The 25552-nt window shown below is 56.7% G+C and carries 21 protein-coding genes; 11 read left to right on the top strand and 10 right to left on the bottom strand.

The genetic code is table 11. The annotated features are described in order from the left end of the window. Positions 1 to 48: 48 nt before the first annotated feature. Entirely contained in the window at positions 49 to 948 is a 900-nt protein-coding gene (locus L370_RS01545; protein WP_023336206.1) for an L-proline-binding transcription factor PsrA, read from the top strand. On the opposite strand, the gene L370_RS01550 is transcribed toward L370_RS01545, so the two are convergent. From L370_RS01550 to L370_RS01560, 3 genes are all read right to left on the bottom strand, one after another. Then, the gene (locus tag L370_RS01550) at positions 923 to 1711 is read right to left on the bottom strand and encodes a substrate-binding domain-containing protein (RefSeq protein ID WP_023336205.1); all 789 of its coding nucleotides are present in this window, start codon (positions 1709 to 1711) and stop codon (positions 923 to 925) included. The genes L370_RS01545 and L370_RS01550 overlap by 26 nt on opposite strands. Next, entirely contained in the window at positions 1708 to 3021 is a 1314-nt protein-coding gene (locus L370_RS01555; RefSeq protein ID WP_023336204.1) for an MFS transporter, read from the bottom strand. Before L370_RS01555 ends, L370_RS01550 begins: the two co-directional genes overlap by 4 nt. Positions 3022 to 3301: 280 nt before the next feature. Further along, positions 3302 to 4600 carry a serine hydrolase domain-containing protein gene (locus tag L370_RS01560; protein ID WP_023336203.1) on the bottom strand — a complete coding sequence of 433 codons (1299 nt, stop codon included), beginning with the start codon at positions 4598 to 4600 and terminating at the stop codon, positions 3302 to 3304. Positions 4601 to 4701: 101 nt separating this feature from the next. Between L370_RS01560 and L370_RS01565 the strand changes: the two genes are divergently transcribed. Further along, positions 4702 to 5595, top strand: coding sequence for a LysR family transcriptional regulator (locus tag L370_RS01565; protein WP_023336202.1), 894 nt, complete (start codon positions 4702 to 4704; stop codon positions 5593 to 5595). On the opposite strand, the gene fumA is transcribed toward L370_RS01565, so the two are convergent. After that, positions 5584 to 7233, bottom strand: a complete 1650-nt coding sequence (fumA, locus tag L370_RS01570; protein WP_023336201.1) for a class I fumarate hydratase FumA — start codon at positions 7231 to 7233, stop codon at positions 5584 to 5586. The two genes, L370_RS01565 and fumA, sit on opposite strands and share 12 nt — an antisense overlap. Before the next feature lie 52 nt (positions 7234 to 7285). Continuing rightward, positions 7286 to 8794, bottom strand: coding sequence for an anion permease (locus L370_RS01575; protein ID WP_023336200.1), 1509 nt, complete (start codon positions 8792 to 8794; stop codon positions 7286 to 7288). A 603-nt stretch (positions 8795 to 9397) separates the two neighbouring features. On the opposite strand from L370_RS01575, the gene L370_RS01580 reads away from it, so the two are divergent. Then, entirely contained in the window at positions 9398 to 12178 is a 2781-nt protein-coding gene (locus L370_RS01580; RefSeq protein ID WP_023336199.1) for a flavocytochrome c, read from the top strand. Positions 12179 to 12272: 94 nt separating this feature from the next. Next, positions 12273 to 13235 (top strand): FAD:protein FMN transferase, encoded by a 963-nt coding sequence (locus L370_RS01585; protein WP_023336198.1) that lies wholly within the window; start codon positions 12273 to 12275, stop codon positions 13233 to 13235. On the opposite strand, the gene dcuR is transcribed toward L370_RS01585, so the two are convergent. Then, a complete protein-coding gene (dcuR, locus tag L370_RS01590; protein ID WP_023336197.1) occupies positions 13216 to 13935 on the bottom strand; it encodes a two-component system response regulator DcuR in 720 nt (239 codons plus the stop codon). The two genes, L370_RS01585 and dcuR, sit on opposite strands and share 20 nt — an antisense overlap. Beyond that, positions 13932 to 15548, bottom strand: a complete 1617-nt coding sequence (locus L370_RS01595; protein ID WP_023336196.1) for a sensor histidine kinase — start codon at positions 15546 to 15548, stop codon at positions 13932 to 13934. Before L370_RS01595 ends, dcuR begins: the two co-directional genes overlap by 4 nt. 164 nt (positions 15549 to 15712) lie before the next feature. Between L370_RS01595 and L370_RS01600 the strand changes: the two genes are divergently transcribed. Continuing rightward, positions 15713 to 16576 (top strand): N-acetylmuramic acid 6-phosphate etherase, encoded by an 864-nt coding sequence (locus L370_RS01600; protein ID WP_023336195.1) that lies wholly within the window; start codon positions 15713 to 15715, stop codon positions 16574 to 16576. A gap of 57 nt (positions 16577 to 16633) precedes the next feature. Here the strand turns inward: L370_RS01600 and ompC are convergent, their stop codons facing one another. After that, positions 16634 to 17797 (bottom strand): porin OmpC, encoded by a 1164-nt coding sequence (gene ompC / locus L370_RS01605; protein WP_023336194.1) that lies wholly within the window; start codon positions 17795 to 17797, stop codon positions 16634 to 16636. 284 nt (positions 17798 to 18081) lie between these two features. On the opposite strand from ompC, the gene L370_RS01610 reads away from it, so the two are divergent. The 3 genes from L370_RS01610 (at position 18082) to L370_RS01620 (ending at position 20732) form a co-directional block, all read left to right on the top strand. Beyond that, a complete protein-coding gene (locus L370_RS01610) occupies positions 18082 to 18783 on the top strand; it encodes a phosphohydrolase (protein WP_023336193.1) in 702 nt (233 codons plus the stop codon). A 61-nt stretch (positions 18784 to 18844) separates the two neighbouring features. Continuing rightward, the gene (locus L370_RS01615) at positions 18845 to 20260 is read left to right on the top strand and encodes a DNA cytosine methyltransferase (protein ID WP_023336192.1); all 1416 of its coding nucleotides are present in this window, start codon (positions 18845 to 18847) and stop codon (positions 20258 to 20260) included. Next, positions 20241 to 20732 (top strand): very short patch repair endonuclease, encoded by a 492-nt coding sequence (locus L370_RS01620; RefSeq protein WP_023336191.1) that lies wholly within the window; start codon positions 20241 to 20243, stop codon positions 20730 to 20732. The genes L370_RS01615 and L370_RS01620 overlap by 20 nt, the downstream gene beginning before the upstream one ends. On the opposite strand, the gene yedA is transcribed toward L370_RS01620, so the two are convergent. Then, entirely contained in the window at positions 20704 to 21618 is a 915-nt protein-coding gene (gene yedA / locus L370_RS01625; protein ID WP_023336190.1) for a drug/metabolite exporter YedA, read from the bottom strand. The genes L370_RS01620 and yedA overlap by 29 nt on opposite strands. Positions 21619 to 21796: 178 nt before the next feature. Between yedA and L370_RS01630 the strand changes: the two genes are divergently transcribed. From L370_RS01630 to dgcQ, 3 genes are all read left to right on the top strand, one after another. Further along, entirely contained in the window at positions 21797 to 22708 is a 912-nt protein-coding gene (locus tag L370_RS01630) for a DUF808 domain-containing protein (protein ID WP_023336189.1), read from the top strand. Between the two features lie 78 nt (positions 22709 to 22786). Continuing rightward, positions 22787 to 22969 carry a YodC family protein gene (locus L370_RS01635; RefSeq protein WP_008500307.1) on the top strand — a complete coding sequence of 61 codons (183 nt, stop codon included), beginning with the start codon at positions 22787 to 22789 and terminating at the stop codon, positions 22967 to 22969. Positions 22970 to 23042: 73 nt separating this feature from the next. Next, entirely contained in the window at positions 23043 to 24743 is a 1701-nt protein-coding gene (dgcQ, locus tag L370_RS01640) for a cellulose biosynthesis regulator diguanylate cyclase DgcQ (RefSeq protein ID WP_023336188.1), read from the top strand. Here the strand turns inward: dgcQ and L370_RS01645 are convergent. Next, on the bottom strand, positions 24728 to 25528 hold the full coding sequence (locus L370_RS01645) for a mannosyl-3-phosphoglycerate phosphatase-related protein (protein WP_023336187.1): 801 nt from the start codon (positions 25526 to 25528) through the stop codon (positions 24728 to 24730). The genes dgcQ and L370_RS01645 overlap by 16 nt on opposite strands. Positions 25529 to 25552: the final 24 nt, after the last annotated feature.

Here is a 25552-nt window from a genome sequence, read left to right as displayed (position 1 = left end):
ATTATTTTTGACTTTGCTGCGTATTCCCTGACAGGACATCCAGACGCTATGCCCGTGAATTTTGACCTTAACGATCTTTATGCTTTCAGAGCGTTAGTGGAATACGGTAACTTCCGTGTCGCTGCTGAATCTATCTGCTTATCCCAGTCGGCGCTGAGCCGCAGGATTGAAAAGCTGGAGGCCGCGCTGGGAAACCGGCTGTTCGATCGTACTACCCGCCGCGTGGCCTTAACGCTCTACGGGCAAAACTTTGCTGAACGCTCCGCGCAGCTGCTCGACAACGTCGAGTCCATGCTGGCGGACGTCGATAAGGTCAGTGAAGAGCGGACGGGGCTGATCGCGGTTGCCGCGGTACCGTCCGCCGCCTGCTACTTTATGCCTGATGTGATCCGCCGTTTTCAGTCTCGCTATCCGCGGGTTCGCATTAAGCTCATCGACAGCAGCGCGGGGAACGTGATTGACGCCGTGGCCCGAAGCCAGGCGGATTTTGGCATCTGCTTCGCAGGAAACTTGCCGTCTGAGATCGAATTTTTCCCGCTGGTGGAGGATGTCTATGTTGCGGCGTGCCGAAAGGATCACCCGCTGGCGCAGAAGCGTCACCTGACGTGGCAGGAATTTTACCAGCAGGATTATATCTCCCTCGATAAAACGTCAGGTAACCGTAACCTGCTCGATCGGATGCTGGGGAATATCATTCCCGAACGCCCGAGCGTCTGCGAAACGCGCCACGTTACCACGATGCTCGGTATGGTAGAGGCGGGGATCGGCATTGCTGCCGTTCCCGCCATGTCGATGCCGACGTCAGAGCACACGCTGCTGACGCATCTGCCGCTGGTGGCGCCGGAAGTGAAACGCACCGTGGGGCTTATCCGGCGCCGGGGGCGCATCCAGTCCTATATTGCGGCTGAACTGGAAAAGCAGATCACCGAGCAGTATCGCCGGACGTAACGGGGAGCATCCCCGTCTCCTGGATGACGGCCCTTGAAGGCGGTGAAGCGAGATAGGTCAGCAGGGCTTTCCCCTCCGCGGGATGTTCTGCATGGCGGGTGACCGCACCCGCGAAGCGCGTGATGTACTGCAGATTATCAGGGATTTTGCCGATAAAGGTGACGCCTTGAACCGGCAGCAGCTCGCTGACCTGCTGGAAGCCCACGGCGTATTTTCCTTTCGCCACTTCTGAGGCGACCGGAATACGCTCGACCATTGTCGCTTTGCCCGCCACGTCCTTTTCAATCCCCAGCTTTTTAAACAACGCCTGGCTGACATACCTGCCGCTGGCGCTGTCAGAGTAGGCGATGGAGCTGGCCTGCAGCAGCGTGTTACGCAGAGCCGCCTCGCTGCTGATATCAGGGACATCCGCCCCTTTTTTCACCACCATGCCAACGGGAGAATCCGCGAGTTCCGTTCGCGAACCCGGCTGGGTCTGGCCGGCTTTTTCGAGCTTCTCCAGCGCATCGCCCACCATAATCACCACGTCGGCTTTCTCGCCGCGCGCCAGTCGGTTTGGGATCGCCTGCGGCGTCGCGCCCATTGAGGGACCGGGGATGATCACGATTTTATCCCCGGTCCGGCGTTCATACTCCGGGGCCAGCTTTTCAAGAGCGGCTTTGAAGCCGCCTGAAATCATGACCTTCACGTCCTGGGCACAGGCATTAACGCTCAGGAGCGTCAGCACCAGCGCGCTGGCGGTAAAGCGATAAGTGTGTTTCATACTGCCCCCTGTGACTTGACGGTGTTTTGCAGCGATACCGCGCGGCGGCGGTAGAGGTAGAGCGTGGCCAGCAGGGCACACACGGCAGCGAAACTCATCCAGTAGCCAGGCGAGGCTTTGTCACCGGTGTATTCAATCAGCGCGGTGGACATTACCGGGGTAAAGCCGCCAAAGACCGCCGTTGCCAGGCTGTAAGCCAGAGAGAACCCCGCCACGCGCACTTCAGCAGGCATAATCTCCGTCAGGGCCGGGATCATCGCGCCGTTGTACAGGCCGTAGAGGAAGGAGAGCCACAGCAGCACGCTCAGCATCATGGAGAAGCTGGGGGCGCTCGCCAGCAGCGTCAGGGCGGGGTAGCTGGTCGCCAGCGCCAGCAGGGCCATGGCAATCAGCACCGGCTTGCGCCCGAAGCGATCCGACAGCGCGCCGCCCACCGGCAGCCAGATGAAGTTCGAAATCGCCACCAGCAGCGTGACCAGCAGGCTGTCCGAGGCGCTGAGCATCAGCACCTTTTTGCCAAAGGTGGGGGCGTAGACGGTGATCAGGTAGAACGCGGTGGTGGTCATCGCCACCATCAGCATGCCCGCGACGACGACCTGCCAGTTGCCAAGCAGCGTTTTAAAGACCTGACGCATCTCCAGATGATGGCGGCGCGCGCTGAACTCTTCCGTCTCCTCCAGCTTGCGGCGCAGGAAGAAGATAAACGGCACGATTAAACAGCCGAACAGGAACGGGATGCGCCAGCCCCATTCGCGAATGGCGCTCTCCTCCATCAGGGCGTTCAGGGCAAAGCCCATCGCCGCAGCGACCATAATGGCGACCTGCTGGCTGCCGGACTGCCAGCTGGTGTAAAACCCTTTGCGGCCCGGCGTGGCGATTTCAGCCAGATAGACCGAGACGCCGCCAAGCTCCGCCCCGGCGGAAAAGCCCTGCAGCAGACGGCCCGTCAGCACTAGCAGCGGCGCCCACAGACCGATGCTTTGATAAGAGGGGATAAGCACAATCAGGAACGTCCCCGCCGCCATGATGGAAAGCGTGACGATAAGCCCCTTTCTGCGCCCCACCTTGTCGATATACGCGCCAAGCACAATGGCGCCTATTGGACGCATTAAAAAGCCCGCGCCGAAGACGGCGAAGGTCATCATTAGCGACGCAAATTCACTGCTCGCCGGAAAGAACGTGTGGGCGATGTAGGTGGCATAGAAGCCGAAAAGAAAGAAATCGAACTGTTCGAGAAAGTTGCCGGACGTCACGCGAAGTATCGCGCCCGCCTTAGATCGTACGGTTGCAGGTGAGGTTGAGGAAAACATGGTTATCTCCAGTTTATTGTTGACGTTTTACGCGTCTGTTTCTGAAAACTGGATCAGGACAAGGAAATAGATAAGCGCAAATGCCGCATCGGCTGATGCATTTTTTGCATGAATATCATTCACCGTGAAAATACAATTAATGGCAACAATAACTTAACAACTTGTTGGCTTTTTATTCACCAATATTCTGTAAGTCTCTGATATTGCGATTTTGTGATGTGGCGCAGCGGGGCGCTTCAGAAAGCGCCGGGTAACCGCTTCATTACCCGGCGGGTGCCATTTAGCGCAGCGCCCTGGCAATAGCGCTGAACATCAGAGAGGCCTCCAGCGGCTGGGCGCTAAAGGACGGCTCCGCCTGCGGCCAGGTAGACCACTGGACGATAACCAGCTTTTCCTTCTGGTTCACCACGATCATTTGCCCAAAAATGCCCAGCGCCCAGAGTGAACCTTTCAGCGAGTCCTGCGCTGCTGGCTCAACGCCGGTAGCGTTGGCGGGCACTGCGTTATTCCACCACTGATAGCCGTACAGCCCGTCTGGATGGGCGTCTGATACCGAGCCTTTCGCCTTTGTCCAGTCTGACGACTGCGGGATCCAGTTATCCGGCAGGATCGTCTTACCGTCCGGCAGTGCGCCGTTGTTCAGGATAAATTCCCCGAAGCGACCCCAGTCCTCCAGCGTGGCGTTAAAGCCGTGCGCGCCGACGTCGTGCTGGCCTTTGCTGTAGGCATGCCACACGCCGTCGCTCGCCATGCCGTACGGCTGCCAGATGCTCTTCTCCAGATACGCGGCGAGCGTCATGCCGGTGGCGCGCTCCAGCACGTCACCCAGCAGCCAGGCGCCGCCCGATGAGTAAGACCAGCGCTCTCCGGCCGGGTGAACCCTGCGTAGTCCCTTCACCAGCGTGCGCACGCAGTCGTAGGTACCTGGCTTTGCCTCGCACTCGGTGAGCTGCGCGAAATCGGAGTTCGGGTTGGTGTAGTCCTCGTTCCACGCCACGCCCGAGGTGTGGGTGATAAGCTGTTTGAGCGTCACGCCGTCCCACGCGGTGCCTTTCAGGTCGGGTTCATACTGCGTGACCAGGTCGTTGAGCGAGTGAATTTTTCCCTCTTTGAGGGCAACGCCCACCAGCGCCGATACGACCGATTTACCTACCGAACGCGACGTCCAGAGCGTGGAGTCGGTGTTGCCTTCGCCGAGATATTTAAAGGCGACCTTACCGTCTTTCAATACCAGCATACCGCTTACGTTCTGGCGCTTAAGGTAATCCTGAAGGCTGTAGGTCTTGCCGTTCACCTGATAGCGGGCATCTTTCAGCGGTTTCTCTGCCGCCAGCAGCGGCGTAGTTTTGCCATGACGGAACACATCCCCGGCGTAGTTGCGGTAGTCATTGCGAAAGCCCACCACGCGGTCAGCCTGGCTCCAGGTGAGCATCTTATGGGTGTCCGGCAGCGCGGCGTCAAAGGGGGCAGGGCAGGCGCTGAGGCCGGTGCCTTCGCAGGCGGCCATTGCCGCAGGGGAGAGCAGGCTGCTGAAGACAAGACCCGCCAGCAGGGCCTGGTTTATTTTTCTGTTTTTCATATCCGTCTCGTATGGGTTAAGAACGGCTTTAGTTTAAAAAGCCCGGCGCTATAATAAAAAACGCATAATGGGGGAAAATCCCCCTCAAAAACGGAGAAAACGTGGCGGGTCTACTCTATTCCTTTGCACAGCTTGAGGCATTCACCGCCGTGGCTGAGAACGGCAGCCTGAGTAAAGCGGCGGTGGTGCTGAAAAAAGACCGCACGACGCTTCGCGATCTGATTGATTTTCTTGAGGACGGGTTGGGCTATGCGCTGTTTATTCGCGAAGGGCGTACCCTGCGGCTCACGGCGGAAGGAGAGCAGCTCCAGCGTCAGGCGCATCTGCTGATGCGGCAGGTCAAAGCCTTTGAGGCCTTTGCCAGAGAAGTGCCCCACGGCGCCACGCAGGATCTGACGCTGGTCTACGATCCTTTTACGCCCAGAGCCTTTCTGCACGAGGTCATCGCTAAAATGGTGGCGCGAAAAGTCCGGCTGAGCCTCATCTGCGCCTCGCGCGATGAATCTGAACGCCTGCTGACAAGCGATCGTGCGGATCTGGCCATCTGCCAGGCGCGCAACCGCAGCGTGGGTAACGACATGGAGTGGCGGGCCCTGGGGGCAATCGATATGGATTTTTACGCCTCCGGCACGCTGTTTACGGATATTTCATCCCCCCTGTCGCTGCTTGACCTCTCCCTGGTTCCCCAGGTCGTGATGCACCCTGCCTCGGACGAGCCGGTCGCGCGTCGCCTGCAGATTTCCGGGCATACCCTTTTTACTAACGAGCCGGAAATGCTGCGCGGCCTGCTGGAACGCGGATGCGGCTGGGGGTTCTTACCGACCCATTTTCATGCCGCGCGGTGGCAAAACGTAAAAAGGCTGCGCACCGAAGTGGGCAGCCAGGGGATTAGTCAGACGATGGTCACCATCTGGAAGCCGGGGAGCGACAAGCGCGCCGTCATTGCTGACGCGCTGGCGCTACTGCCGGAGGTGTGGAAGCACTCAGCGCTGTGAACAGCCTTTGCACTGTTTGTTCTGGATCTGCTGGAAGAAATCGTTGCCTTTGTCATCCACCAGGATAAACGCCGGGAAGTTCTCGACTTCGATTTTCCAGATGGCTTCCATACCCAGCTCCGGATACGCGACGCACTCCAGGCTCTTGATGCTGTTTTGCGCCAGCACCGCCGCCGGGCCGCCGATGCTGCCGAGGTAGAAGCCGCCGTGTTTATGGCAGGCGTCGGTCACCTGCTGGCTGCGGTTGCCTTTCGCCAGCATGATCATGCTCGCACCGTGGGACTGCAGTAAGTCCACATACGAGTCCATACGTCCCGCCGTGGTCGGGCCGAGCGAGCCGGACGCGTAGCCTTCCGGCGTTTTAGCCGGTCCCGCGTAGTAGATCGGGTGATCTTTGACGTACTGCGGCAGTTCTTCACCGTTATCCAGCAGCTCTTTCAGCTTCGCGTGGGCGATATCGCGCGCCACGATGATGGTCCCGTTCAGCGACAGGCGGGTAGAGACCGGGTGCGCGGAAAGCTGCGCCAGGATCTCATTCATCGGCTTGTCCAGATTGATGCTCACCACGTCGCCTTCGCCCTGCTGGCGCAGTGATTCAGGAATATACTGGCCCGGGTTGTGCTCCAGCTTCTCAATCCAGATCCCGTCGCGGTTGATTTTCGCTTTGATATTACGGTCTGCGGAGCAGGAGACGCCCATGCCGATCGGGCAGGAGGCGCCGTGGCGCGGCAGGCGGATCACGCGGATATCGTGGGCGAAGTATTTACCGCCGAACTGCGCGCCGAGGCCGAGGTTCTGCGCTTCCTGGAGCAGTTCCTGTTCGAGCTGAACGTCGCGGAACGCCTGGCCGTGTTCATTGCCTTCCGTCGGCAGCGCGTCGTAGTAGCGCGTGGAGGCCAGCTTCACGGTTTTCAGCGTGGCTTCCGCTGAAGTTCCGCCAATCACAAACGCGATATGGTAAGGCGGGCAGGCCGCAGTGCCCAGAGTGCGCATCTTCTCAACCAGATAGTTTTTCAGCTTCGCCGGGGTGATCAGCGCTTTGGTTTCCTGGTAGAGATAGGTTTTGTTGGCAGAACCGCCGCCTTTTGCCATGCACAGGAATTTGTATTCGTCCCCGTCCACGCTGTAGAGATCGATCTGCGCGGGCAGGTTGGTGCCGGTATTCACCTCTTTATACATGTCCAGCGCCGCATTCTGCGAGTAGCGCAGGTTATCTTCAATATAGGTGTTATACACGCCCTGGCTCAGCGCCGCTTCGTCACCGCCGCCGGTCCAGACGCGCTGGCCTTTTTTGCCCATGATGATAGCGGTGCCGGTATCCTGGCAGGTTGGCAGCACGCCTTTGGCGGCAATTTCAGAGTTACGCAGGAACTGCAGGGCAACGTATTTGTCGTTCTGGCTGGCTTCCGGGTCGTTGAGAATGGCGGCAACCTGCTTCTGGTGGGAAGGGCGCAGCATAAACGCGGCATCGTGGAAGGCCTGCTGCGCCAGCAGCGTCAGGGCCTCCGGCTCCACTTTCAGCACTTCCTGTCCGTCGAATTCGGCAACGGAAACGTGCTCTTTGGTCAGCAGATAGTATTCGGTGTCATCGTGCGCGAGAGGGAAGGGGTTCTGGTAGATAAATGGTTTGTTTGACATAGCTTGCTCCACAAAAATTAAACCGCCGGAGGAAACGTCCGGCGGTCAGGAATCAGAACATCATGGACATCCACGGATAACCAATCAGCAGCAGGGCCGCCAGGAAGATGGCTCCGAAGATGGTGCCGAGGCGCCAGTAGTCTTTGGTTGGCAGGTAGCCGCTACCGTAGTAAATCGGGCTTGGGCCAGTACCGTACGGGGTGATGATCCCCATCACGCCCAGTGAGGTCACCATCAGCAGGACGAACACTTCCATATTCATGCCCGGAATGGTGGAGGCGATGGTCAGCATCGCCGGCAGCAGCGCCGTGGTGTGTGCGGTGGTGCTGGCAAACAGGTAGTGCAGCAGGTAGAACGCCAGCAGCAGGACGATGGTCGCTACGCCCGGAGAAATACCGCTCATCAGCAGGCCGCCTTCTTTACCTAACCAGCTGATAAAGCCGGTAGAAGAGAGGCCATCCGCCAGTGCCACCAGGGTGGCGAACCAGACGAAGGTGTTCCATGCGGCTTTGTTACCGGTGATATCGTTCCACTCCAGCACGCCGGTCCACAGCATCAGACCAACGATGAGCAGGGCCGCCATGGCAGGCTCAATCCATGCGGCGGCGAAGATCCACATCAGCAGCGCGCAGCATACGAACACCAGCAGCAGAATTTCATTGCGGGACAGTTTGCCGAGTTTTTCCAGCTCGCGGGTCGCCCACAGCGGCACTTCGTTATTCACTTTGACTTCAGGTGGGTAGAACCAGTAGGCCAGCAGCGGCATGGTCAGAATCAGCAGGATACCCAGCGGCAGGAAGGCGAGGAACCAGGTGCCCCAGGAGATATCGATCCCAACCGTACTTTTCACCAGCGCCAGGGCCAGCAGGTTTGGCGCGAGGGCGGAGAGGAACATTGAGCTGGTGATACAGGCCGCGGTGATCGCCACCCACATCAGGTACGAACCGATTTTGCGCGCGCTTGGGTCATTCGGTTTTGAACCGTACAGCGGCGGCAGGTTAGCGATAATCGGGTAGATGGTCCCGCCGCTGCGCGCGGTGTTGGACGGGGTGAACGGTGCCAGCAGCAGGTCCGCAAACGTAATGGCGTAACCGAGCGTCAGGCTGCGACGGCCGAGGTACTTCACCAGAATCAGCGCCAGACGGCGGCCGAAGCGGGTTTTGTCATAGCCTGCGGCGAACATAAAGGCACCGAAGATCAGCCAGACGGTGGAGTTACCAAACCCGCTCACCGCCCATTTAAAGGAGGCGCCCGCCAGCTTGAATTTCGGGTCAGCCAGCTGGTCAGGGCTGAACAGCACCCACTGGCTGCAGAGGGCAATGGCGACGACGCCGGTCAGGCCGATCACCGCGCCCGGCAGGGGTTCGAAGATCAGACCGACGATCACGCCGACAAAGATGGCGAAGTAGTGCCACGCGTAAGGCGGTAAACCTTCAGGAACGGGAACAAACAGCAGCAGTACGGCGACGACGATGGGTAACGCCATCATCAGCAATCGTTTTGCGTTTCCATTTGATGCCTGGTTCGCCACAGGGGGCGTTACAGCAGTTTTTGTATTCATAGTTTCACGTCTTAAGTTGTCAAAAATTCGATCGTACTGAAAAGCACTTTTTTAAGTTTCTTTGCTTTCTTTAGTTATTAAAGGTGCTTTTTTGTATTTTCAGTAATAGCGATTTAACGCGTTTTTGTGTGCGCTAAATTAAAAAATGATGATGTTTTTATATTGCGCTTTTGAATGCCATAACTATTGATCGCGATCAAAAAAATAGAATTGCAGCGTTATTTTTATGCTTTTATTAATAACCACTCTGGCGTATGTGGGTATTGCGTATTTTTTACGTGTTATTTATCATTTTCTTAACAATATTGATTTCATTGTAATCATATCTTGTTGTTTTTATAGGGTTTGAGTGTGAAATGGTGAATTGGTTTTACCATTAATAATTTAACGATTTTTAAATTATTGTGAATGGCTGAATTACAATCGCTAACACCAATGTGTTATTTGTGTTATCGCAGGGATTAAATAGTTTTTTAACTAACGTAATAACTTTAGAAACTAAAAAAATCATTATATTAATATCATGACATCGGCAAATAACGACGAAATAAAAAATCAATCCGATAACGAATTCTTAATTTTTAAAAGTTTGGAGTTTCAATTATGAGCACTAACGAACGCATTCTTAGCCCCTTCACATTACCGAATGGTACTGAACTGAAAAACCGTTTGTTAATGGCCCCGATGACAACCTGTACCGGCTATTTTGACGGCACCGTCACCAGCGAGCTGGTGGAGTACTATCGGGCCCGTTCCGGCAGCATCGGTACCATCATCGTGGAGTGCTGCTTCGTCGACGATCTCGGTCTCGCCTTCCCGGGTGCCATCGGTATTGATAATGACGAGAAAATTGCCGGGCTGGCGAAAATCGCAGAGGCCATTAAGTCCAAAGGGTCTAAGGCGCTGCTGCAAATCTACCACGGCGGCCGTATGGTCGACCCAAAACTGATCGGTGGCCGTACCCCGGTTGGCCCGAGCGCCGTAGCCGCGCCGCGTGAAGGGGCCGCAACGCCGGTAGCCCTGACCGCTGAAGAAGTGGAAGGCATGATCGGCAAGTTTGGTGAGGCCGTGCGCCGCGCCATCCAGGCCGGTTTCGACGGCGTGGAAATCCACGGGGCGAACACCTATCTGATTCAGCAGTTCTATTCGCCAAACTCTAACCAGCGCGACGACGAGTGGGGCGGCAGTCGCGATAACCGCGCGAAGTTCCCGCTGGCGGTGCTGGACATTACCCACAAAATGGTGCGCCAGTACGCGGACGACGCGTTTATTATTGGCTACCGCTTCTCCCCGGAAGAGATGGAAGTCCCGGGCATTCGCTTTGACGACACCATGTACCTGCTGGAAAAACTGGCGGCGCGCGGCGTGGACTACCTGCACTTCTCCGTCGGCGCGACCCTGCGTCCTTCCATTGTCGACACCCAGGATCCGACCCCGCTTATCGAAAAATACTGCGCGATGCGTTCTGAAACGCTGGCGCAGGTTCCGGTCATGGGCGTGGGCGGCGTGGTAAATGCTTCAGACGTGAATGAGGCGCTGGACCACGGTTACGATCTGATTGCCGTGGGCCGCGCCACCATCGCTTATCCAGACTGGACAGACCGCATCGCGGCTGGCGAAAGCCTGGAGCTGTTTATGGACAGCACTAAACGCGAAGAGTTGAGCATTCCGGAACCGCTGTGGCGCTTCTCGCTGGTAGAAGCGATGATCCGCGACATGAGCATGGGCGAATCCAAATTCAAACCGGGTATCTTTGCTGAGAAAGTGCAGGATGACGCTAACGAACTGGTGATTAACGTCAGCCTGGAAACCGACCGCATTGCGGACATCGAGCTGGCCTCCGGCCCGAGTGAAGACGTTGAGTTTGTGACCAGCTTTGAAGAGATCCGTACCCGCATTCTGGACGCCAACACCCCGCACGTGGATGCCATCACCGGCGCAACCAGCCAGAGTGAAGCGGTGAAGAAAGCGGTCTCTAAAGCGATGCTGAAATCCAGCAAAGCGCTGGCTGCGGAAGAGGGCGTTGACCCGAACGAAACCCGCAGCGTGGACGTGGTCGTTGTCGGCAGCGGCGGCGCCGGTCTGGCGGCGGCGATTCAGGCTCACGACGAAGGCGCGAGCGTGCTGATTGTCGAGAAAATGCCGACCATCGGCGGGAATACCATTAAAGCCTCTGCCGGTATGAACGCCGCCGAAACCCGCTTCCAGCGCGTGAAGGGCATTCAGGACAGCAAAGAGCTGTTCTATCAGGAAAGCCTGAAAGGCGGCGGCAACAAGAACAACCCGGAACTGCTGCGTCGCTTTGTCGAGAACGCGCCGCAGGCGATTGAGTGGCTGGCAACGCGCGGCATCATGCTGAACGACATCACCACCACCGGCGGGATGAGCATCGACCGTACTCACCGTCCAAAAGACGGTTCTGCGGTAGGCGGCTACCTGATCAGCGGCCTGGTGCGTAACGTCAACAAACGCAACATTGAGGTGATGCTGGATACCTCCGTCAGCGACATCCTCTTCGAGAACGGCGAAGTGACCGGCGTACGTCTCACTACCGAAGAGAACGAAACCGTCACCGTGGCAACCAAAAGCGTGATTGTCGCCACCGGTGGCTTCAGCGCCAACAGCCAGATGGTTGTGAAATACCGTCCGGATCTGGACGGGTTCGTCACCACAAACCACAAAGGGGCAACCGGTGGCGGCATTGCGCTGCTGGAACGCATCGGGGCGGGTACCGTGGATATGGGCGAAATCCAAATTCACCCAACCGTGGAGCAGAAAACCTCGTACCTGATTTCCGAATCCATCCGCGGCGGCGGGGCGATTCTGGTCAATCAGAAAGGGGAGCGCTTCTACAACGAAATGTCGACCCGCGATAAAGTCTCGGCGTCAATCATCGCGCTGCCGGAGAAATACGCATACATCGTCTTTGACGAGCACGTCCGTGCCAAAAACAAAGCCGCGGATGAGTACATCGCGAAAGGTTTCGTGACCAGCGCCAGCTCGCCAAAAGCCCTGGCTGAAGCGCTGGGTATGGATCACCACGCTTTCCTCGCGACCCTGGAACGCTACAACGGTTTCGTTGAGAAACAGCACGATGACGATTTTGGTCGTACCACCGCGCTGCGTGCGCCCATCAACGAAGGGCCGTTCTACGCCATTCAGATTGCGCCGGGCGTGCACCACACCATGGGCGGCGTGACCATCAACACCGAAACCTGCGTGCTGGACAGCAACCACAACGTTCTGCCAGGCGCGTTTGCGGCCGGTGAAGTGGTCGGCGGGATCCACGGTGCTAACCGTATCGGCGGTAACGCAGTGGCAGATATCATTATTTTTGGTACGCTTGCAGGACATCAGGCGGCTATGCGTTCGAAAAAGCAGTAAGACCCCTGTGTTGTAGGCCAGATACGCGCAGCGCTATCCGGCATTTTCCCCGGCGGCACGGTGCCTGCCGGGGCTACATCTGAGGACTCATGCTATGCCTGATAGCCATCGCGTTTACAGCTACTCCGCCGTCCTGATGGGCTCACCCATTCTCCTGAAACTCTTCTCCCACGACGAAGCCCTCGCGTCCCGCGTCTTTCGCCTGATCAAACAGTACGAAGATCTGCTCACCGTCAACCGCGCGCATTCGCAGGTCATGGACATCAACCATGCGGCCGGCCAGCATCCGGTTACCGTCAGCCGGCCGGTGTTTGAGCTGGTCCGCTGTGCAAAAGCGGCAAGCCTGCTCAAGGATAGCGCCTTTAATCTGGCGATAGGTCCGCTGGTTAAACGCTGGAAAATTGGTTTTCAGGGGGACAGCGTTCCGCCTGCCGATGAAATCGCGTCGCTGCTCGCGATTACCCGTCCTGAAGATGTCATTCTTGATGAGGCCAGCAGCAGCGTGTTTCTGACCAGACCGGGGATGGAGATCGATCTGGGGGCCATCGCCAAAGGCTATATCGCAGACAGGGTGCGTGATTACCTTCATAAAGAGGGCGCGGAGCGGGGGCTGATCAACCTCGGTGGAAACATTCAAACGTTAGGCTCGCCGGAAGGAGGCTGGAGCGTGGGGCTGAAAAAACCGTTCGCCGGTGACGCGCTGATCGGCACGATGACCGTAGAGAACCTGTCCGTCGTGACGTCGGGAACCTACGAGCGCTACTTTGAGCAAAACGGCAGGCGCTATCACCATATTCTCGACCCGCGTACCGGGTATCCGCTGGACAACGAGCTGGACAGCGTGACGATTATTTCGAAAGACTCTATCGACGGGGATATCTGGACCACGCTGATGTACGGCATGGGGATAGAAAAGGGCTGTGCCGCCCTGCGCGCACGCCCCGATATAGAAGCAATCTTTGTGACCAAAACAAAAGAAGTGGTGTTCTCTTCAGCACACCACTTCCGCTTTACCCTGCTGGATGACGACTACCGCGTTACTGACAGTATTGCTTGAGCAGGCCGGTCTGCTCCGGCTGGAGACGGTAGCGATACACCGGACGCCCGGTCGCGCCGTAGTGAATGCTGGTGAACAGAATGTTGATTTGCGCGAGCCAAATCAGGTACTTACGGCATGACACGCGGGAGATATTGACCGCGTTTGCCAGGTCATCGGTAGAGAACTCCGTTTCCGGGTGAGCGTCAATCCACTGGCAAATCGTTCGCAGCGTCTGCGGCGTTAACCCCTTCGGCAGCTTTTTACTGTCCGCCAGCTCCGGCGCCCCACCGTGGATCAGCCGGTCGACGTCGGCCTGCTCATAATACTGGTGCGAACCCATCAGGTTGTGCTTTGCCTTCCAGCCGTTCAGCGCCTCTTCAAAGCGCGGGAACTGGAACGGCTTTATCAGATAATCCACCACGCCGTAGTGAATAGAGGTCTGGATCGTGGCGGCATCGGCAGCCGACGAGATCATAATCACATCGATTGGGCGACCGGATGCGCGAATAACAGGCAGCAGATCCAGCCCGTTATCCTGCTGCATATAGACATCCAGCAGCACCAGATCGACAGGCTGCCCGGGGTTATTAATGATGGCCTCGGCCTGGTTTAGCGTGGAGGCGACGCCGCAGCAGCTAAAACCTTCAACACGGTTGACATACAGACGGTTGAGGTCGGCTACCATGGCGTCATCATCGACAATTAATACATTTATCACGCGATATTCCTCTCGCTATCCCAGGGGATGTGAACAAAAAATTGGGTAAATACGCCAGGCTCAGACTCGACGGTGATATCGCCGCCGAGGTTCTGGATCTGCTGGCGAGCAAGGAACAGCCCAACGCCGCGGTTTTCACCTTTTGTTGAGAAGCCCTTTGTAAAAATAGCCTCCAGCTGAGCGGGATCAATGCCGGGGCCATCGTCGCTGACTTCGCAGCTGAGCCAGCCGTTCTGATAATGCAGCAGCAGGCCAATCTCACCTTCCTGCTGTCCTTCCATCGCGTCGAGCGCGTTTTCAATAAGGTTACCCAGCGCGGTGATCAGCACCGCGACCTGCTCTTCACTCGCGGTATCCGGTATCTGGCATTCATCCGCCAGCGTCAGGGTGACGCCCGCTTCTTTCGCCCGGTTGATTTTACCCAGCAGGAACCCGGCGATAACCGGGGATTTTACCTTGCTCTGTATCGTACCGATATCCGTCTGGTAATTTTGTGCCGTCTGAATGATGTACTCTTCCAGCTTGTCGTAGCGCTTCATGTGCAGCAGGCCCAGGATCACATGCAGTTTATTCATAAACTCGTGGGTATGGCTGCGCAGGGCGTCGACGTAGTTGACCATGCCGTCAATACGCTGCATCAGCTGGCTGATTTCCGTTTTATCACGGAAGGTGGTGATGGCGCCGATCACCCGATCCTGACTTTTAACGGGCACCATATTGCACAGCAACAGACGCCCGTTACAGCTGATCTCCTGATCCTGGCGCGCAACGCCCGTCTTTGAGACTTCACGCAGGCCGGCCAGCAGGGGCGCGCTGGCGTTTTCGGTCTGCTTGCCGGCGGGGAGAAGCAATATTTCTCTGGCGGTCTGGTTGATCATCGTCACGCGCCCGTGAATATCGACGGCCAGCACCCCCTCGCGAAGCGACTGCAGCATCGCCTGACGCTGTTCGAACAGGGCGGAAATTTCGTAAGGTTCAAGTCCGAACAGGATGCGTTTCAGGACCCGCACCAGGCCCCAAATCGCCATCGAGCTCATAAAAATACTGAATAAAATGGTCCAGACGGCGTTTAGCCGCCCGCGGGCAATCTGCTCTTCAACCTTATTCAGGGAGATACCGACCACCACTACGCCGATCTGCTCGTGCTGGCCGTCGTAGACGGGGGTAAAAACGCGCAGCGCTTCGGCGAGCGCGCCCCGGTTAACCGATACGTTCTCTTTGCCTTCCAGCGCGGGGGTTAAATCATCACCGATAAAATGCAGCCCCAGCAGCGCTTCGTTCGGGTGAGAGTAGCGGATCCCGCGCATATCGGTGACCACGGTGAACAGCAGATCGTTTCGTTTCGTCACCGCCTGGGCGATGGGCTGAATAATATTCTCCTGCGGAGCCTGCATCAGGCCGCGCTGTATCTCGGGGCTGTCGGCGAGGGTGCGGGCGATGCCGAGCGCGGTGTCTTTCACATCATCGCGGGTCGCCCGGGTGATTTGTACGGAGTAGAGCGCAAAGACCACCAGCAGCACAGAGGCAATAATCGCGCACACCATCAACGTGACCAGGGTGTTCAGCTTCATGGGGCGCTTGCGCGTCGGAAGGAAAGGCTGCAAATCGCTCATCAACACTCCGCGATGATTAAGAAAGGGGTAATTATCGCCGATGACGGGCTTTTCTTAAAGCCATGTAAAGGCGTGGATTTGGTCCTCTTTTCGTGACCCCCCTCGCAGGTCATCTATATAAAACACTTTATAGTGTGTGGGTACTCATAATAAGGAGGCTGTTTATGAGCATTATGCTTACCGGTTCGGTCAAGGAAAGACGGCACGCCAGCACGATGAATATTGATAGATTGTCCACGCTGGACATGCTGAAAGTCATTCACCAGGATGATGCACTCATTTCTGCTGCTATTACCCCCTGTTTAGAGACTATTGCCCGCGTGGTGGACAACGCCGCCGCGGCGCTTAGCCACGGCGGTCGCCTGGTCATCGTTGGCGCGGGGCCGTCGGGGCGCGTTGCGAAACAGGTTGCCGATGACTATGCGCCGGGCAAAACCCCTGTGATGGCCGTGACGGCGCAAGAAGGGGAAGGGAGCTACGAGCGCGGCGTTGCCGATCTGCAGGCCATCAAGTTTGGTGAACACGATATGATGCTGGCCGTGACCGTCGGCGGAAAAACGCCGTGGGTTTGGGGAGCAATGCGGCATGCGTGGTCGCTGGGTTCACCGGTCGCCATTATTACCGGTGATGCGCAAAGTGAAGCTGCGCAGCTGGCAAGCATGGTTATCGCTCCGGAGCTGGGTGCCGATGTCGTCGCAGGGTATATCAACACCAAAGCGGGGATTGCGCAGAAAATGATCCTCTCGATGATCGCCACCGGGCTGGCCGTCCGAACCGGACGCGTTTACAGCAACCTGCGTGTGGATCTCGAGGCAAGCAATACCAAATGGGCTGAACGGCAAATCGCCATTGTGATGGAGGCGGGGGGATGCTCCCGGGCGGAGGCAAAAGCCGCGCTGGAGAGCTGTAACCATCACTGTAAAACGGCAGTATTAATGGTGCTGACAGGACTGGATGCGTGGAAAGCCCATGAGCTGCTGGCGCAGAATAACGGGTTTATCCGCGTGGCGCTGCAGGAAGCGCCGTAACACGGACCGTGAAGAAATAAAAAAAGGCCGCAAATGCGGCCTTTGGTATTTTGGGGATTAGAACTGGTAGGTCATGCCGACGCCGACGATGTCATCGGTGGAAATACCATTGGCTTCGTAGAAGCTGTCATCGTTGTCCAGCATGTTGATTTTGTAGTCAACGTAGGTAGAGAAATTCTTGTTAAAGCTGTAGGTCATACCCAGGTCGATATAGTTAACCAGGTCCATGTCACCACGCTGACCCTGAGGATTGCTGGTGTTGCCTGGGTAAGTCATGTCCTTGCCCTTGGAGTAAACCCATGCCAGGGATGGACGCAGGCCGAAGTCGAACTGGTACTGTGCTACCGCTTCGAAGTTCTGAGTCTGATCCGCAATACCATAATCACCGTATGGCGTCATGTTGCGGGTTTCAGCGTACATCATCGCCAGGTAGACGCTATTGGCATCATATTTCGCGCCAATGGTCCATGCTTCTGCTGTTTTACCGCTGGCAAAGTGCGCATTATTTACGCCCGCAGCTTCCTGTGCGTTAGTACGGTCAGAAGAGGAGTATGCCGCACCCAGGCTCAGGCCGGAGAGATCGCCAGAGAAGTCGTAGGAGGTAGACATGCCGAAGCCATCGCCGTTCTGGAAGCGTACGTCTTTATGACCGTTTTTCGTGCCTTCCTGATCTTCTGTTGCATCCTGGCTTTCGTTCGCACCCTGATACTGCAGCGCGAAATTCAGACCTTCCACCAGACCGAAGAAATCGCTATTACGGTAGGTTGCCAGACCGTTAGCACGACCGTTCATAAAGTTATCGGTCCAGGTGTAAGAATCACCGCCAAATACAGGTAGCATATCGGTCCAGGCTTCTACGTCGTACACGACGCCGTAATTACGGCCATAGTCAAATGAACCGTATTCGCCATATTTCAGGCCAGCGTATGCCAGACGGTTAAACGATTTGTCGCCTGCGCCTTCTGTATCGTTAGCGTAGGTTTTGTATTCCCACTGACCGTAACCGATCAGGTCGTTAGCGATCTGAGTTTCGCCTTTGAAACCAACCTGTACATAGGTTTCATCGCCATCGTCGCCCGGGTTGTCAGAGAAGGTATGACGCGCATCAACTTTGCCGTACAGGTCAACTTTGTTGCCGTTTTTGTTGTACATCTCAGCCGCATTTGCTGCGCCTGCCATTAATAAGGCGGGTACGAGAATTGCCAGAACTTTTCTTTTCATTATATATTCCCTTTAAAGATAATTTATATGAATATATGTAATCACCCTCCGTAATTACAGGGTTGATACTATTCCAGGAGATGTCATTTAGTTTCAAAAATAAATGTAATTAAACTCGATGAAATATTGCAAAATATTTCTATTAATCTCTTTATTTTTCTAATGAATTAATTCATTGAATTCATATAAGGTAATTATTATTAAGTATTTCGTAATTCTATTTTTTAAATGGTTTAATTCGGCCGTGTTATAATTCGGGCTCTTTCAAACAACAGGATATGACCATGGAACTTGCCCGGTGGCAGCACAGGTTTGAGCGCTGGCTCGAGGAAAACCACAGCAACGACGATACCGCACATGATATTTCGCATTTTCGTCGGGTCTGGATGACGGCGCAAAAAATCATGGTTCATCAAGCGGTGGAGCCGCTGGTGATCCTGACCGCATGTTATTTCCACGATATTGTCAGCCTGCCGAAAAACCATCCCGATCGCAGCCGCTCATCACAGCGGGCAGCGCGTAAGACGTGTGACATTCTGCGTCGCGACTTCTCTGACTTTCCGCCAGAGCACGCTGCCGCCGTCGCGCACGCGATTGAGGCGCACAGCTTCAGCGCCGGTATTGCGCCGCAGAGCGCGGAGGCCAAAATTGTGCAGGATGCAGACCGGCTGGAAGCGTTAGGCGCTATCGGTCTGGCGCGCGTCTTTGCCGTCTCGGGCGCGCTGGGCGTGCCGCTTTTTGATGCCGACGATCCCTTTGCCGATGGGCGTACCCTTGACGATCGTGCGTTTGCCCTCGACCATTTTCAGACCAAGCTGCTGCGATTGCCTGATACAATGCAAACGGAAATGGGCCGCGAGCTGGCACGTCACAATGCCGATTTCCTGATCCAGTTTATGGCGAAACTCAGTGCCGAATTACACGGCGACTGCATCGGGCTGGATAGCCAGGTGTTGAACCGCTTCCGTCGCAGTTTGCGCAACTGAACTGTGGTAATCTGTTCCCAGTCTTTATTCTCCGGTTAAAAGAATGCAGGAAAATCGATCAGTGACAGAGCCCGCGCCTGAGCAGGCTGAGAAATCAACGGCAACGGTGCAGGCGTTACTGCGCCAGCTGTTGGATATCTACGATGCTAAAACGCTGGCCAATCTGCTGGTGGCGCACGGCGAGAGCCACTGGAGCCCGGCGATCCTTAAACGTCTGCTGACCAGCGAACGCGCAGGGCGTCGCCTGAGTGAAGGCGAATTTCGTTATCTGCAAAACCTGCTTCCGCGTCCTTCTGCCGCGCATCCGAACTATGCCTTCCGCTTTATCGACCTGTTTGCCGGTATCGGCGGCATCCGACACGGGTTTGAAGCCATCGGTGGCCAGTGCGTGTTTACCAGCGAGTGGAACAAACACGCCGTACGAACCTACAAGGCCAACTGGTACTGCGATCCGCACGAACATCATTTCAACGCGGATATCCGTGATGTGACCCTGAGCCACAAAAGCGGCGTGAGCGATGAACAGGCCGCCGAGCACATTCGCCAGACGATCCCGGCGCATGACGTGCTGCTGGCAGGCTTCCCGTGTCAGCCCTTCTCGCTGGCCGGCGTCTCTAAAAAGAATGCCCTCGGACGTGCCCATGGCTTCGCCTGCGATACGCAGGGAACGCTGTTTTTTGACGTGGCGCGCATTATTGACGCCCGTCGTCCGGCCATTTTTGTGCTGGAAAACGTCAAAAATTTAAAAAGCCACGACGGCGGGAAAACCTTCCGCATTATCATGCAAACCCTGGATGAACTGGGCTATGACGTGGCCGATTCACAGGACATGGGCGCGGACGATCCCAAAATCATTGATGGGAAGCATTTCCTGCCCCAGCATCGCGAACGTATCGTGCTGGTGGGTTTCCGCCGCGATCTCAATCTGAAAGGCGATTTCACCCTCCGGGATATCCCGTCTTTGTATCCCGAGCGGCGTCCTACCGTGGCCGAGCTGCTGGAGCCTGTCGTGGACGCGAAATTTATCCTGACCCCGGTGCTGTGGAAATACCTCTATCGCTATGCCAAGAAGCATCAGGCGAAGGGCAACGGCTTCGGTTTTGGGATGGTCAACCCGAACGATCCGCACAGCGTGACCCGTACGTTGTCTGCTCGCTACTACAAAGACGGCGCGGAAATCCTGATCGACAGAGGCTGGGACAAGGCGCTTGGGGAAAAAGATTTCGACGATCCGCACAACCAGCGTCACCGTCCGCGACGCTTAACGCCGCGGGAATGCGCCCGGCTGATGGGATTTGAGACTCCGCAGGGTTACCGCTTCCGCATTCCGGTTTCGGACACCCAGGCGTACCGCCAGTTTGGTAATTCGGTGGTGGTTCCCGCGTTCGCGGCCGTGGCAAAACTGCTGGCCTCGCGCATCAGACAGGCGGTGGCGCTCCGCCAGGGTGAGGCCGTCAATGACGGATGTTCACGATAAGGCGACGCGCAGTAAAAATATGCGTGCCATCGGCACGCGTGACACCGCCATCGAAAAGCGCCTGGCCGGGCTGCTGACGCAGGCGGGATTTGATTTCCGCGTGCAGGATCCCACGCTTGCGGGCCGTCCGGATTTCGTCATCGACGCCTGGCAGTGCATTATCTTTACCCACGGCTGTTTCTGGCACCACCACGACTGCTACCTGTTTAAAGTCCCCGCGACACGCACCGATTTCTGGCTGGATAAAATTGGCAAGAACGTCGAGCGCGACAGCCGGGACCTTAGCGCGCTGATTGCGCAGGGCTGGCGGGTGATGATCGTCTGGGAGTGCGCGCTGAGAGGCAGATTAAAACTGAACGATACCGAACTGACCGAACGGCTGGAAGAGTGGATCTGCGGCGGCGGCCAGACCGCGCAGATCGACACGCAGGGTATTCACCTGCTTAAGGTTTCTCCACCTCGCAAGGCGTGACCACCGGTTTTGCGGGCAGTAAATATTTGCCCAGGGTGACCAGCACGACGGCAAACACGATGACCCCTAAAGCAATCCATTCCACAGGAGAGAGCGTTTCTCCTCCCAGTCCAGTCCCGAGCAGCACGGCCACGACCGGATTGACGTAGGCATAGCTGGTGGCGACGGCCGGGGAGACGTTGCGGATCAGGAACATATAGGCGTTAATGGCGATGAGTGAGCCAAACAGCGCCAGGTAGCCTACCGCCAGAAAGCCCGACAGCGGCGGCAGGGTCGTCAGCTTTTCTCCCGTCAGCGTGGAGGCGAGCAGGAGCACAATTCCGGCGGCGAGCATCTCAATCGCCCCCGCCATCATGCCGGTCGGCAGTTCGATACGCGAACCGTAGACGGAACCAAACGCCCAGCTCATCGAGCCAATCAGGATAATCACTGCGCCCCACGGATTCCCGCTCAGGTTTCCGCCGCTGTTGAGCAGAATAATGCCGGCGAGGCCAATACCAATCCCCAGCCATTCCAGCTTGCGGGTGCGGATACCGAAAAGGCGGCTAAAGCAGAGGGTAAACAGCGGTACGGTGGCAACGACCACAGCGGCGATCCCGGACGGTACGTTCTGGTGCTCGGCAACCGTCACAAAGCCATTGCCCACCGCCAGCAGCAGCAGGCCGATCAGGGCGGCATTCAGCATTGGGCGCAGCGGGGGAAGCTTATGTCCGCGCAGCAGAAGAAACGCGAGCAGCAAGACGCCAGCCGAGAGGAAGCGGATGCCCGCCATCATCAGCGGCGGCCAGCTTTCCACGCCAATGCGAATGACAAAGTAGGTTGAGCCCCAGATGATGTATAGCGAAAAGAGTGCCCCAATGAGCGGTAGCAATTGCCGGAAACGCATAATCCCTCACGACGTAATAAAAAGGTCGCTGATAGTAAACGCGAAAACTATCGTGCTGGCGAGTCCTTTAATTGTGCAGTTGATGTTAATTTTTTGTTGACGTGAGGTGCCTGTTTCCGGGTTTGCGCTTTTGCTCCATACTATTCACTTAATTACCAAAAAATGAAGGATTAAGATTTTGGCAGGAAGTAGCTTATTAACATTGCTGGATGATATTGCCACCTTACTGGATGACATTTCAGTGATGGGTAAACTGGCGGCAAAAAAAACCGCAGGCGTGCTGGGAGATGATTTATCGCTTAACGCCCAACAGGTGAGTGGGGTAAGGGCTAACCGTGAACTGCCGGTGGTGTGGGGCGTGGCAAAAGGCTCCTTCCTGAATAAGGTGATTCTGGTGCCGCTGGCGCTGCTGATCAGCGCGTTTATTCCCTGGGCCATCACGCCGTTGCTGATGATTGGTGGGGCATTTCTCTGCTTCGAGGGCGTCGAGAAGGTCCTGCACTCCTTTAGCGCGCGCAAGCAGAGCGATACGCCGGAGATACGTCAGCAGCGTCTCGAAGCGCTGGCCGCGCAGGATCCGAAAACCTTCGAGCGCGATAAGGTCAAAGGCGCCATTCGGACCGACTTTATCCTGTCCGCAGAAATTGTCGCCATTACGCTGGGCATTGTGTCTGACGCGCCGCTCCTGAATCAGGTTCTGATCCTCTCCGGCATCGCCATTCTGGTCACCGTAGGCGTCTACGGCCTGGTGGGGCTGATCGTGAAGCTGGATGATATCGGCTACTGGCTGGAGGAGAAATCGAGCGCGGTGGCAAGAGGCATCGGCAAAAGCCTGCTTGTGCTGGCCCCGTGGCTGATGAAGAGTTTGTCGGTGGTGGGCACGCTGGCGATGTTCCTCGTGGGCGGCGGGATCGTGGTTCACGGTATCGCTCCGCTGCACCATGCTATCGAACATTTCTCCTCGGCGCAGGGTGCCGTTGTCGCGGCGATCCTGCCGACGCTGCTGAATCTGGTGCTGGGCTTTATCATTGGCGCTATCGTGGTTGCGGCGGTGAAGCTGGTTGAAAAACTACGCGGCACGTCGCACTAATTGTTACCCGTTGAGTGATGCAAAAAGACCATTCGTCGTCTAAATTGAAACAGTTTCACCCTGATACAGGAGGCAGGTATGGTCTTTTTGGTCAGTGATGAAGTTAAGCCTAAGAAGGGCGGCCCACGAATGATTGTCACCGGGTATTCCAGCGGAATGGTGGAATGTCGGTGGCACGATGGCTATAGCATCAAGCGGGAAGCATTTCGTGAAGATGAGCTTCAGCCGGGGGACGGGCAGCACAAGCGGGACAAGGCTTAATCACATAACGCCCGGCTTTGCCGGGCGTTTTTATCTCAAGTACCGGGTGTAAGGCAGTCATCATGGAGTGTGTGTGCAGCGCGATACCTTTGTTGTAAGACAATCATTTTTGCAATGGCTGCATAATCGTAGCAATCCGGGGTTGATTGTTAATCTCTGTTTTCTGGTTGTTCTGGTGTTTTCCACTCTCCTGACCTGGCGTGAGGTGGTGGTCCTCGAAGAGGCGTATATCTCCAGCCAGCGTAACCATCTGGATACGGTGGCCAGTTCGCTGGACAGGCAGTTACAGAACAGCGTGGACAGGATGCTGTTGTTCCGTCAGGGCATGCGTGATGCGATCCAGACGCCGCTGGCATTTGATGTTTTACAGAATGCGGTGTCACGCTTTAACACGCTCCGCATGCTCCCCACCTGGCAGCTTGCCGTTGATAAAAAACGCACTCTTCCCATTAACGGTGTTTCGGATGCGTTTGTCGACAAAACCACGCTTCTGAATCGTGACGCTGAGCGCCTCAGCCATGAAATTTCCGCCGCGCTCGAAGTGGGGTATCTGCTCAGGCTGGCGTCGTCGAGAGCGCAAACGGAAGCGCGCGTGATCTACGTGTCCCGCGCCGGGTTTTTCATTTCCACGGATACGCCGGACCAGGCGGGGGATATTACCTCCCGCTATTATCATCTGGTCACGCAGTCCTGGTTTACCCAGCAGTCAGAGCGTAACAATCGCGCGCGCGCGGTGCGCTGGTTTATCTCTACCCCGTCATCCTGGACCCATGATGAACGGATGATCACCGCCAGCGTGCCCATCTATTTCGATCATTACTGGTATGGCGTCGTGGCGATGGATTTTACGTTGAGCACGATGCAGCGTCTGCTGGCCGATGCAACGGAAGACCGAACGGAAGGGGAGTATCAGCTGTACGATACCCGGCTCAATCTGATTGCCACCTCAGCCCACGCGGAAAATGCGGTTAACCATTTTGACGAACGCGAAACGGCGCAGATTGCGCAGGCGATTGAGCACGCGACCGGCGGCGGGATCCGCCTCGGAAGCCGTTTTGTTAGCTGGGAGCGGCTCGATCACTTCGACGGTGTTGTCCTGCGGATCCACACCCTGCACGAAGGGGTCCAGGACGACTTCGGCAGCATCAGCATCGTGCTGGCGCTGCTGTGGGCGCTCTTTACCGCCATGCTATTGATCTCGTGGCTGGTGATCCGCCGCATGGTGAGTAACATGTACACGCTTCAGCACTCGCTCCAGTGGCAGGCCTGGCATGACCCGCTTACCCGGCTGAATAACCGCGGCGCGCTGTTCGACCGCGCAAAATTGCTGGCGGAAACCTGCCGCCAGCAGTCGCTGCCGTTCTCGGTGATTCAGATCGATCTTGACCATTTTAAAAACATTAACGACCGCTTCGGCCATCAGGCCGGTGATAAGGTGCTATCGCATACGGCCGGACTGATTGCCAGCGCGTTACGCAAGAACGATGTGGCCGGTCGTGTAGGCGGGGAAGAGTTTTGCGTCGTCCTGCCGGGGATTGGTCTGGAAGAGGCGAGAAGCGTGGCGGATCGTATTCGCTGCCGGATCAATAGCAAGGAGATCCTGGTGAAGAAGAGCACGACGCTGCGCATCAGCGCGTCGCTGGGGGTGAGCAGCGCGGATGAAGCGGGTAACTACGAGTTTGAACAGCTGCAGTCCGTGGCGGACGCGCGACTGTACCAGGCCAAACAGTGCGGCCGTAATCGGGTCGTCTGGCAGGATTATGACAGGAAGTGATCCAACCCCTCCTGCCAGCCCGCCGGGCCGGGCTGTCGGGTGTGATAAACCCGGGCGGGGTTATCATCCCGTAGCGTGATACCCTGGCGGTTAATGCCCTTAATCACCACCGCGAAGTCAACGCTGTCGAGCAGCGGCGCATCGTTAGGGCCGTCGCCGAGCCCCAGCGTGGTGGGTTCGATCTCTTCCTGCTCTCGGTACTGCGCAATCAGCCAGTTAACCGCCACGTCCTTACCGCAGCGGACGTCCAGAATATGCCAGAAGCGCGCCCCCTGCAGGCATTGCAGACCGCTGTGCGCCAGCTCCTCTTCAAACTGGACCATTTTCTCGTCGGTATCGCGCCAGATGAGCGTGACGGACGCTTCATGCTTGCGGGCAAGCGCTGAACGGTAGCGCGTCAGTCCGGTCCACTCGCCGATGACATGCTCATCCACGTCGTCGAAGGTGGTGAATTTAAAGCCCGTCTGCAGACGAATTTGCTCGATCCGCGGGCGAATATCCCGGTGCGTCATCCCCCTTATCTGGCGCTGAACCTTCTCCCAGCGCACGTCAGGCTGAATCACCGCGCCGTTCTCGGCAATAAAAGGCAAGCCTTCCAGCCCCAAATCCTGCTGGATATCGAGCATCTCTGCCGCGGTCTTGCTGCTGCAGAGTATGACCGGCACCTGGTGATCCACCAGCCTGTCCAGCCAGGGCATTGCGGGTTGCCAGTCATAGGTATGAATATCCAGCAGCGAGCCATCCAGGTCAGAAAAAATCAGCAATGTATCCCGCAGTGAAGGCATAGTGACTCCTGATAACGGCTTCGT

Source organism: Enterobacter sp. MGH 24 (assembly GCF_000493015.1).
Taxonomy (GTDB): domain Bacteria; phylum Pseudomonadota; class Gammaproteobacteria; order Enterobacterales; family Enterobacteriaceae; genus Enterobacter.
This window is presented reverse-complemented; position numbering and strand designations above follow the sequence as displayed.